Here is an 11,895-nt window from a genome sequence, read left to right as displayed (position 1 = left end):
CTTTTTCCTTTCCCCAGAATTATAAATGTCGAAATGTTTCGAATTATATACGGACATTATAATCGACTAATTCTGGACAGGCAATACCGTCAACTTTCGGTAATTTAAGGGTGTCAAAAACAATATGGGAAAAAAGAAATATCATATGAAGCCGATCACTATATAATTAAGGAAGAAAGAAAGTTACACCACCAACAGCCGATAATGATTGAAGACGTATATGAAACCGAAGACAGCTATCGAATAAGGCAAGAGGATATGGCAGATTGCTTTTTATATTGCTAATTGGGAGAGAACCTTGTGTGAAATACACGAGGTTCTTTTTTCGAGAAAAACAGGGTTGATTTAAAATCCATTTTGTTATATATTCAATTTAACATATTTCAAATAAAGGATTTAACAAATGAACGGAGGTGCAATATGTTACTTGGTGATATCGCTGAAATAAAAACAGGTATGGTATTAACGAGGAAAAAGGCGGAGTTTCCAAAAGATGTGAAAGTTACTTATCGATTAATCACGTTAAAAAATATTACTGAAGATGGAATATTGAATGATGAGCCATTTGAAGAATTCCAAAGTAATGATGTACTAAATCCTCAACACTTCACAGGGATCGGGGATGTATTAATCAGGCTAAGTTTCCCCCATACTGCGATTCACATTAATGAGGCGACGACAGGTCTGTTAGTCCCATCATACTTTGCTATTATTAAAGTAGATTCCCATAAGTTTTTACCAGAGTATATCGCATGGTACTTGAATACTGGTGAGGTTAAAAAGGAGTTAGAACGCTCGCAAGCGGGTTCTCGTATTCCAAGTACAAATAAAACAGCATTAAGTGCGATCCCGATAGTAGGAATCCCATTAACAAAGCAACAGGCAATAGTGAATCTTTATAATCTGCATCAAAAAGAAAAGCTATTGTATTCACAACTGATTGAAGAAAAAGAGAAATGGTTCACAGCATTAACAAAGAAAATGATAAAAGGTGAACTAAAGGAGGAATTATCATGAGCGAAAAAGTAACAAAAGACCAAATTAACGGTGTACTATGGCAAGCGGCCGATACATTTAGAGGAAAGGTAGATTCCAGTACATATAAAGATTATATACTGACAATGCTGTTCGTCAAGTATTTAAGCGATGCTTATAAAGAGCATTTAGAAGAATATACAAAGCGTTATGATGGTGATGAACAACGCATTCAGCGTGCGTTATCAAGAGAGCGATTTGTGTTAGATGAACAGTCTACATTTGATTACTTGTATAGCAAACGTAATGATGCTGAGATTGGTGAAATTATCAACAAAGCATTGGAGCGTCTGGAAAATGAAAATACAGGAAAGCTTCGTGGTGTTTTCCGTAATATTGACTTTAACAGTGAAGCGATTCTTGGGAAAGCAAAAGAACGAAATGCAATGCTCCGTTCTTTATTAGAGGATTTTAATAAGTTGACATTAAAGCCATCAGTCGTAGGAAATGAAGATGTCATTGGTGATGCTTACCAATACATGATTGAACGTTTTGCATCAGATGCAGGTAAGAAGGGTGGAGAATTTTACACGCCGTCAATGGCTTCAGAATTGTTAGCACGCCTTGTCAAACCTCAAGAAAATGATCGTATTTATGACCCTACCTGCGGATCTGGCTCTCTTCTTATACGTGTCGCAAACCAAGTGCCGAATAAGAAAGTAGCCATCTATGGTCAAGAACGCAACGGGGCAACACATTCATTAGCATTGATGAATATGTATTTGCATGGGATTGATGATGCAAAAATTGAGTGGGGTGATACATTAGCAAATCCACTTCATTTAGAGGATGGAAAGTTGATGAAATTCCAAGCAATCGTAGCAAATCCGCCATTTTCATTAGATAAGTGGGCAATGGGCTTTGCAGGTGAAGGCAATACGGACAGTAAATTTAAAATGGATGCAAGTTTAGATCCGCATAGACGTTTTGAATGGGGTGTTCCACCAAGTTCAAAAGGAGATTATGCTTTCGTTCAGCACATGCTCTATTCGTTGGCGGAAAATGGCAGAATGGCAACAATTCTACCGCATGGTGTTCTTTTCCGAGGTGCAAGTGAAGGGAAAATTCGCAAACAAACTATTGAGATGAACTTGCTGGATGCTGTAATCGGACTACCTGAAGGGTTGTTCTATGGGACTGGAATCCCTGCTTGCATCCTCGTGTTCAAAAAGAATCGTACTCGCAAAGAAGTGCTTTTTATTGATGCATCAGCGGAAGGCAATTATGAAAAAGGAAAGAACCAAAACCAATTAAGAGAACAGGATATTGCTAAGATTGTAGAAACATATGACAACTGGGAAACAATTGATAAATACTCTTACGTCGCTACAATTGATGAAATTAAGGAAAATGACTATAACTTGAATATTCCTCGCTACGTGGACACATTTGAAGAAGAAGAGCCTGTTGATATGGCACAAGTGAAAGAAAATATTCAAAACATTAAGCAAGAGCTTGCAGAAGTGGAAGAACAGATGGAGAAGTATTTGCAGGAGTTGGGGTTGTAGAATTTGCTTCCCCTATACAGGTTTAGACCATTTTGCTGATGTTGGCAAAATGGTCTGGCAAAGGGTGTTTAATCTTTATTCATATTCTACTTTTAAAGAAACGAGGTGTTGACATGAATAATGAATCGAATTTTTTAATGTATCAAACTGAAAATGGAGATACAAAAATCCAAGTACGTTTGGAAGGGGAAACGGTCTGGATGACACAAAAAGCAATGGCGGAGCTTTTTCAAAAGGGTGTCCCAACCATTAACGAGCATATTAAAAATATATATGCTGAAGGTGAGTTAACAGAGGAGGCAACTATTCGGAAAAACCGAATAGTTCAAGTTGAAGGTTCTCGTGAAGTGGAGCGAGAGGTTGCGTTTTACAATCTTGAAATGATTATTGCAGTAGGCTATCGTGTTCGTTCCCATCGTGGTACACAATTCCGTCAATGGGCTACAGAGCGTTTAAATGAATACATGGTAAAAGGATTTACAATGGATGATGAACGCCTAAAGGAAATGCGGAATATCGGTGCGGATTATTTTGATGAATTATTGGAACGCATACGTGATATACGTGCTTCTGAAAGACGTTTCTACCAAAAGATCACAGATATTTATGCAACATCTATTGATTATGATCCAAGTACACCTATTGCAAGAGAATTTTTTGCAACCGTTCAGAATAAGTTACACTTTGCGATTCATGGACATACAGCATCCGAATTAATCATGAAGCGAGCAGACGCTTCCAAACCAAATATGGGTTTAACAAGCTGGAAAGGCGACAAAGTACGTAAACAAGATGCCGTTGTTGCAAAAAACTATTTAACACAAGAAGAATTAAGTGATTTAAACCGTATTGTAACAATGTACTTAGATTACGCAGAAACACAAGCGAAAAAGAAGAAGCCGATGTACATGAAGGACTGGGCAGAAAAATTAGATGCATTTTTAGAGTTCAATGAGCATGAAATTCTAACTAACGCCGGGAGAATTAGAGCAAAAGTAGCGGAGCAATTTGCGAATGAACAATATGAAGAGTTTCATCAACAGCGATTAGCAGAGCCAAAGGAAGATGACTTTCAAAAATATTTAGATGAGAAGAGATTTTAGTTATTACAGATTGAAAGTGGGTGCAACTTTGAAGAACTGGCGGAAATACGAATTTGGTGAAGTTGTAACTTTATCAAAAGAGAAATATAATCCCAAAAAAGAAAAGGATAATTTTATTTGTATCGAGTTAGAACATTTAGAAAGTGATACAGGTAGACTATTGGGACATACAGATAGCATAACACAACAGAGTGTGAAAAATAAATTTAAACCAGGGTCAGTGTTATTTGGGAAGTTAAGACCATATTTAAAAAAGTTCCACTTACCTAATTTTCATGGAGTCTGCTCTTCTGAAATTTGGGTGTTGGAAGGGAATGAAGGTAAATTACGAAATGAGTACTTATATTGCTTAGTGCAAACGAACAAATTTACTCAAAACGCTAATAAGTCAGCAGGATCAAAAATGCCAAGGGCGGATTGGAATTATGTATCAGAGGTTATTTTTACAGTGCCACCGCTTGAAGAACAACAAAAAATCGCCTCCATCCTCTCCATTTGGAATAAGGCAATTGAGCTAAAAGAAAAGCTAATCGAGCAGAAAAAAGAGCAGAAAAAAGGGTTAATGCAGAAGTTGCTGACGGGTGAAGTGAGATTGCCTGGGTTTGATGGGGAATGGGAGGAATATGAAGTACAAGAGATATGTTCCTTAGGCAGAGGGAGAGTAATTAGTAAAAAAGAGATAGCTAAAAATATTGGCACATATCCTGTATATTCTTCACAAACATCAGATGAAGGAAAAATAGGCAGTATCAATACTTATGATTTTGATGGGGAATATATAACGTGGACTACAGATGGAGCAAATGCAGGTACAGTGTTTTATCGGAATGGAAAATTTAACTGTACAAATGTTTGCGGTATTTTAAAGCTGAATAAGGATAATATTGATGCTCGGTATCTTTCATATATATTGCAAGCAAATACAGACAAATATGTTGTAAGACATGGAAACCCCAAATTAATGAACAATATAATGGCAATCATTCCTGTGAGAATATTCAATAATTATAACTATCAGAAATATATTTGTGATTTATTTGATGTTTTAGATAAAGAGATAAAACTCTTTGAAAAAGAGGTTAAGGAAATAAAGCACCAAAAACAAGGTCTTATGCAACAACTCCTAACAGGAAAAATACGAGTAAAGGTGTAATATCTTTGCTCCTTTCCTTTATTATAAAAAAAACGGAGGAGGAAAAATGTCGATTCCACAAAATTATGATGAACGTTATATTAGCCAACAGCCTGCAATTGAGGTATTGCAAGGCTTAGGGTATGAGTACATAGATGCTGAACGTGCAGAGGCAATGCGTGAAAATCTCTATACCGTTTTGCTGAAAACTGTATTGGAAGAGAAACTGAAAGAGTTAAATTCTTATCAGTATAAAGGTATTACGTACAAGTTCAGTGATACAAATATCCAACAAGCGATACGTGATTTGGATGAGCCACTTACAAACGGACTTGTGAAGGCAAATGAAAGTATTTATGAAACGTTGATGTTGGGTAGAACTTACACTGAATTTCTGCCCGATGGCTCTAAGAAGTCGTTCACCATTCAATTCATTGATTGGGGAAATATTGAAAATAATGTGTTTCATATCGTAGAAGAGTATTCTGTCGAGCGTGTAGACGGCAGAAGTACGGTTCGCCCTGATATTGTGTTATTTGTGAATGGGATTCCATTTGCTGTCATTGAGTGTAAAAAGGCTTCAATTTCAATGGAACAAGGGATTAGCCAAATGATTCGAAATCAAAAAAATGACTACGTTCCTCAACTGTTTAAGTATGTGCAGATGGTCATGGCAACAAATAAAAATGAAACAAAATATGCGACATGTGGAACACCGAAGAAGTTCTGGTCAGTGTGGAAAGAAGAGCATGAGGAATGGTTAGATCATTGGTTAGATCAAACCGTTGCGAACCGATTGCCAACGATGCAAGACAAAAACATCATTTCCTTGTTTCACCCAGAACGACTTCTTGAATTGACGTGTTTCTTTACACTATTTGATAAAGATATAAAAAAGGTGACTCGATATCAGCAATATTTTGCGATCAAAGAGATATTGAATACAATCCAAGAGCGGGATGAAAACGGTAATCGACAGAGCGGGGTCATCTGGCACACGCAAGGTAGTGGGAAATCGCTCACAATGGTGATGCTTGCTCGTTATATTTTATCGGAATTAAATGACTACCATCCAAAAATTATTGTTGTAACAGACAGGGTAGAACTGGATAAGCAAATCCACAAAACGTTTAATCACACGAGATTAAAAGCAAGTAGAGCCACATCTGGAAGCCATTTAGTTTCGCTGATTGAAGATGGGAATGCTGATATAGTCACGACATTAGTGCATAAATTCGATACGGCATCAACAAAACAACAGCCAATTGAATCAAAAGATATCTTTGTACTTGTCGATGAGTCGCACAGAACCCAATATGGAGAATTGCACATTAAAATGAAGAAAGTGTTCCCAAATGCCTGCTACTTAGGCTTTACAGGAACACCTCTGATGAAAAAAGAAAAAAGCACGATGATCAAATTCGGTAAACTCATCCATAAGTATACAATTGCCGATGGCGTAAAAGATCGTGCAATCGTTCCGTTGTTGTATGAAGGGAAAATGGTTGATCAAACGGTTAACAAAGTAGCGATTGATAACCGATTGTCGATGATTACTCGTCATTTGAATGATAAGCAGAAAGACGAAGTAATGAAAAAATGGAGCCATTTTGAACGAATTGCTTCATCCGATCAACGCATTAGTATGATTGCGTTTGATATTAATGAACATTTTTATCGCAATTACAAAACACAAGGTTCTCAGTTTAAAGCAATGCTTGCTACCAATAGCAAGATGGAAGCGATTCGTTATTTGGAAGCGTTTGAAGAGCTGGGCGATTTAAACTGTGCTGTCGTTATCTCTCCACCAGACCAACGAGAAGGTCATGATGCGATAGATGAAGAATCGAATGATAAGATCCAACGTTTTTGGCAACGAATGATGAATCGGTATGGGACAGCAGAAGACTATGAAGATGCCATTAAAGATGAGTTTATTCATGGTGATGATATTGATTTACTTATTGTAGTAGACAAACTACTGACAGGTTTTGATGCTCCAAGGGCTTCGATTTTATATATTGATAAGCCAATGAAAGAACATACGCTACTACAGGCGATTGCCAGGGTGAATCGTCTGTATGAAGGTAAAGACTACGGTTTAATCATTGATTACCGAGGGCTTTTATCTAAGTTGGATGAAGCTTTGCAAATGTATTCAGGAGCAGGATTAGAAAACTTCGATCCATCTGATTTAAAAGGTGCAATCCATGATGTTATTACTGTGATTGGTTCACTTCGTCAGCATCATTCCGACTTACTGCAACTCTTTTCTTCTATTAGAAATAAACAAGATGTAGAAGAGTATGAGGTATTGTTAGAAGACGAGGAAAAAAGAGAAACGTTTTATGATACACTAAGCCAGTTTGGCCGCAACCTTGGTATCGCATTGGAATCTGAACGAATTTATAATGCATTACAACCAGAGGAACTTGCCACATATAAAAAGGACTTAAAGTTTTTCCAAGAACTACGAAAAAGCGTAAAGTTGCGTTATTCGGATACGATTGATCATAAGGAATATGAAGCGAAAATGCAAAAACTAATGGATCAATATATTTCTGCTGAACAAATCATACGTATAACAAACCCAGTTGATATTCTCAATGAAAAGCAGTTTGAAGAGGAACTGGAGCGTTTGGAATCGAAACGGGCTAAAGCAGATGCAATCCGCACCCGTTTAACGAAAAGTGTTCATGCAAAATGGGATGAAAACCCCGCTTATTATAAGAAGTTTTCTGAGCGGATTCAGGAAGTGATTCAGGAGTATAAGGATAAGCGGATTTCTGAAGCGGAATACTTAAATAAGATGAAAGATATTATGAATGATTATCGGACTGGTGAATCCAAAGAGGACTATCCAAGCGTCATTAAAGAAAATAAAGATGCACAAGCTTTTTACGGCGTGACGAAAGATATATTATCTGAGACGAAGGAAACATCTGCAAGTTACGGAGAGGACCTTCTTGGCGAATTAGCTTTGAAGATGGATGAAATTATTAAACAACATCAAAAGGTAGATTGGCACAATAACCTGCAAATTCACAATCGCATCGCACAAGACTTAGATGACCTTTTATACGATTTCTCTAAAGAACAAGGCGTCGAGATGGACTATGATACGATTGATAAGGTAATTGAACAAATCAAAACAACAGCGATCAGACGCTACTAATGGTTGTGAACAACATGGAAAAACATCAAATCTACTACAGTAATAAACGAATTGATTTTTTTATCGAACGGAAAAACGTTAAAAATATCAATTTAAACATTAAGCCTGATATGACGATTCAAGTATCAGCGAATGAAAAAGTGCCACTTGACTTTATCTATGATTTTGTGAAGAGCAAAGGGGCATGGATTGTTAAGAATGTAAAAACTTTCGAGGAAGTCATGCCACATAAGCGAAATGAACGGGAATATGTAAGTGGAGAATCTTTTCGCTATTTAGGAAAGCAATATCGCCTGCGTGTCGAAAAGACGACAGACGAGGAAATGGTCAAGTATTTTCGAGGTTTTATTTACTTATATGTGAAAGACCTGCAAAACTTTCAACGAAAAGAAAAGCTGATGGATAGCTGGTATCGAGAAAAGGCACTCAAAATATTTCAAGAATCCCTCGACAAAATGAGTGAGAGTATGAAGAAATACGGGGTAGGAAAGCCATCTTTGGACTTTCGAACAATGAAAGCACGTTGGGGATCAGCATTAATCGAGAAAAACACCATCCTTCTTAATACAGAGCTGATAAAAGCTCCTAAGCATTGTATTGACTATGTTGTTTTACATGAGCTGATTCATTTTAAATATAACGATCACAGCGATAACTTCTACAACATGCTGTTCACGCTTATGCCTGACTGGCAAAAACGGAAAGCCATACTCGACGAAGAGATTGTCCAAGAACTTTAACAACACGAACTCACAACAAGATAAGAAGGGAAGGCAGTTTCTAATTGGATTAGAGCTGTCTTTTTTTATTGAAAGGATGTAAATATGGCAGTCCTTTATCAAGTATTAATAATGGAACTGCCTTGTCTATTGTGCATTTTTATTTGTTGGAATATTTGTCTGTGAAATCAAGAAGAAGCTGTGCAATTATGTCTTGGATTTTCAGATGAGGAAATTCATTCTCGCAAGTGGCTATGAAATTTTGGTAGAGATCGTCACTCATGCGAAAGTTTTTGCTGGAGATTTTAGAGGTGGAACGGAAAATACGCTTGTCAATGATGTAGTCGCCGTTGTGTTTATATCGTTCTATTAAACTCTTCAAAAGGGAAAAGTTCTTCTTAATATAGTCCATTTCGGAATCGGTTTGGTCAGAAATAGTGGAAACCTGACTCTCATCACGAACAAATTTGTAATACTGGTTTTCCCGTTTAATATAAGCATAATCATCTTCTTGCATCAGTTTTGTAAAGGTAGAATAGTTCATTTCAAGAGCATCCGCTACTTTTTGTAAATCAAAACCATCCCTTTTTAGCAACTCGATTACGATAGCTACATTGAAGCTTAGATTGTAGTAGCTTCTTTTCCTCAAGAATTGGCTTTTCATCTTCTAGTCGTTCATCATTCATCCTTAAAACCAGCTGTTCAATGAAATAAGGCTCGGTTACTGTTCGTTTTAATTCTTCTATAATTTGCTGCTCGGCTCTATCAGCATTGATACTATAAGCTTTACATACAGTAATCCCTTTAGATTTATATTGACCACATTGATAATAGCGATATGATATAGATAAAGGGATTATAAAGGTAACACAATTTCAACGTACTTTATTTGGTCTTTGGAACAATCAATAAATTATAAAGAATATTGGAGGATTTTATGAAAACAAAGTTAACAGCCCAAGAAACTCCTTTACATAAAGTATTTTCAGATGATTATTTGTTCACTGTTCCTTCTGTCCAACGACCATACTCGTGGACAACAGATGAAGCAGGAGAACTTTTGGATGATATATTGGAATTTATTAATCACTATGGTATTACAGAAAATAATGTCAGTAATGTTGACGAACCTTATTTTCTAGGGAGTATTGTTTTAGTAAAAAATGATGACCCAAAATCTGAAATTCTGGATGGCCAACAACGATTGACTACACTTACTATTTTATTTTCTGTATTACGTGACGTTCTAAGTGATGATTACGCTAATGATATCGAACAAATGGTGGTACAGAAGGGTAGCAAGATACTAGGTACACAGGATACATATCGACTACATTTACGTAAAAGAGATGATGAGTTCCTAAAAAAGTACATACAAGAAAAAGGCATGACACATAAGGTAACAAAAGACACACGATTCAAGACGGATAGCCAAAAGGCTATTCGAGATAATGCAATGTATTTTATGGAACGCTTAAATGAGTTAGATGAAGATACAGTAAAGACACTTCCATTAGTATTAGCAACTTTATGTTTTATTGTTGTCGTTTCTACCCCAAATTTTGATTCGGCTTTTCGCATATTTACTGTTCTAAATGACCGAGGGTTGGATTTACTCCCAAGTGATATTTTTAAAGCACGCGTAATTGGAACAATCCCTGATAATGAACAAGATTCCTATACAAGTAAGTGGGAAGATGTTGAAGTCTCATTGGGACGCGATAGATTCAACAAGTTGTTTGATCATATCAGGATGATAATCCAAAAAAGAAAAGGTAGTGCAAATTATAAAGATGAATACGAGGATATCTTCTCTAAAGTAACCGGGAAATACTTCATTGATGATATATTAATTCCGTATAGTGAAATTTATCTAAAACTCATTGATTATCGATCTTTTTACAGTCATCAGCCAAAGATAATAAAAGTATTAAGCTTGCTTAATCGGATTGATAACAATGACTGGATTCCTGTGGCAATGTATTATATTCAAGAATATAACGAAAAACTGGAAGAGTTTTTAAGTTTACTAGAACAGTTTGCGGGAATCAGCATGGTGCTGCGGAAAAACTTCAATTGGCGAATGTCCAAGTACTCACAGATACTAAGGCAAATGGAAAAAGGAGTCAATGTGTTTTCTGAAGAATCTTTATTAAAGGTATCAGATGATGACAAAAAGGCTGTTTTGGAAAAATTAAATGGCGATGTGTATACAGGGTTAAAAGATACTGTAAGGAGATACGTACTGCTACGCCTAGACTCATTACTAACAAAAGGACAACCTTTCTATGATCATTCCGTTATTACTGTTGAGCACGTCCTTCCACAAACACCTAAAGAGGGTAGTGATTGGTTGGTAAATTTCTCTGATCCATCTGAGTATGTGCATAAACTGGGTAATTTAGTTCTATTAACTCGATCCAAAAATTCTCAAGCTCGAAACTATGATTTTAATAAAAAGAAAACATCATATTTCCAACCCAAGAATGGAGTTACGACTTTTGCGTTAACTACTCAAGTAGTTCAAGAAAATGAATGGACGCCTGAGGTTCTCGAAGCAAGACAAAAGAATTTGATTAACCTATTGAGGCAAGCATGGGATCTTAATGTAACAAATAACAGTAGTACACCTAACAATGAGGACAAGAACAATAATTCAAATGAAAGATATTTATATAAAAAGTATTTTATAAATGCGGCTAGGGGAGCAAATGCAACTGGAATCTCAGTGCCAAGCGGATTTAAAGTATTAAAAAGTTCATTGTTTGCTGATCCGGTCAGCGATTCTTTTCAACAAGGGTATGTAGATTTAAGGGAAGACCTAATAGAGAAAGGCTTGTTAGTAGCTAAAGAAAGCGGAGGATTACAACTTGTAGAAGATTACATTTTTTCAAGTGCATCAACTGCTGCAGCTTTGGTTATGGGGCGTAGTGCTAATGGATTAACGGAATGGAAGACAGCAAGTGGAGAGCTGTTAAGGGATCATGAGTAAAAGGGGTTAGGTGTTGAGGGACGAATATCTTGATTTATTTTACTGATGGAGCAGGATAATCGTCCCTATGTTTTATTAGAGCTTGTTCAAAAAGCCATAAAATCCGAAAAAAAACTTAGACGGAATAAACAACACCAATCGCAAAAGTGCGTTATAATAGACGTATAAACTATATTGGTTGGTGTTTATTTATGCGTACAAAGAATAGATTAAATCCGGATGAGTCTCAGT

The 11,895-nt window shown here is 36.4% G+C and carries 8 protein-coding genes; 7 read left to right on the top strand and 1 reads right to left on the bottom strand.

Features of this window, described 5'->3' with window-relative positions; translation table 11 throughout:
• Positions 1–420: 420 nt before the first annotated feature.
• From M3212_RS21210 to M3212_RS21185, 6 genes are all read left to right on the top strand, one after another.
• Positions 421–1,017 (top strand): restriction endonuclease subunit S, encoded by a 597-nt coding sequence (locus M3212_RS21210; RefSeq protein WP_251195912.1) that lies wholly within the window; start codon positions 421–423, stop codon positions 1,015–1,017.
• Complete coding sequence (locus M3212_RS21205; RefSeq protein WP_251195911.1) at positions 1,014–2,543, top strand: type I restriction-modification system subunit M; 1,530 nt, start codon at positions 1,014–1,016, stop codon at positions 2,541–2,543. Before M3212_RS21210 ends, M3212_RS21205 begins: the two co-directional genes overlap by 4 nt.
• Positions 2,544–2,656: 113 nt before the next feature.
• Positions 2,657–3,646: a virulence RhuM family protein gene (locus tag M3212_RS21200; RefSeq protein WP_251195910.1), complete on the top strand. Its 990-nt coding sequence runs from the start codon at positions 2,657–2,659 to the stop codon at positions 3,644–3,646.
• Between the two features lie 28 nt (positions 3,647–3,674).
• Positions 3,675–4,799 (top strand): restriction endonuclease subunit S, encoded by a 1,125-nt coding sequence (locus tag M3212_RS21195; RefSeq protein WP_251195909.1) that lies wholly within the window; start codon positions 3,675–3,677, stop codon positions 4,797–4,799.
• A gap of 46 nt (positions 4,800–4,845) precedes the next feature.
• Positions 4,846–7,953 carry a type I restriction endonuclease subunit R gene (locus tag M3212_RS21190; protein WP_251195908.1) on the top strand — a complete coding sequence of 1,036 codons (3,108 nt, stop codon included), beginning with the start codon at positions 4,846–4,848 and terminating at the stop codon, positions 7,951–7,953.
• A 14-nt stretch (positions 7,954–7,967) separates the two neighbouring features.
• Complete coding sequence (locus M3212_RS21185; protein ID WP_251195907.1) at positions 7,968–8,693, top strand: SprT family zinc-dependent metalloprotease; 726 nt, start codon at positions 7,968–7,970, stop codon at positions 8,691–8,693.
• 139 nt (positions 8,694–8,832) lie between these two features.
• Here M3212_RS21185 and M3212_RS21180 read toward each other — a convergent pair whose 3' ends face one another.
• Complete coding sequence (locus M3212_RS21180) at positions 8,833–9,336, bottom strand: hypothetical protein (protein WP_251195906.1); 504 nt, start codon at positions 9,334–9,336, stop codon at positions 8,833–8,835.
• Between the two features lie 273 nt (positions 9,337–9,609).
• Here M3212_RS21180 and M3212_RS21175 point away from each other — a divergent pair, with 273 nt between their 5' ends.
• The gene (locus tag M3212_RS21175; protein WP_251195905.1) at positions 9,610–11,664 is read left to right on the top strand and encodes a DUF4357 domain-containing protein; all 2,055 of its coding nucleotides are present in this window, start codon (positions 9,610–9,612) and stop codon (positions 11,662–11,664) included.
• Positions 11,665–11,895 lie beyond the last annotated feature (231 nt).

This window comes from Halalkalibacter oceani, assembly GCF_023715705.1.
Classification (GTDB): Bacteria; Bacillota; Bacilli; order Bacillales; family Bacillaceae_D; genus Halalkalibacter; species Halalkalibacter oceani_A.
The sequence above is the reverse complement of the archived record's forward strand: the minus strand, read 5'-3'. Positions and strand labels throughout refer to the sequence as shown.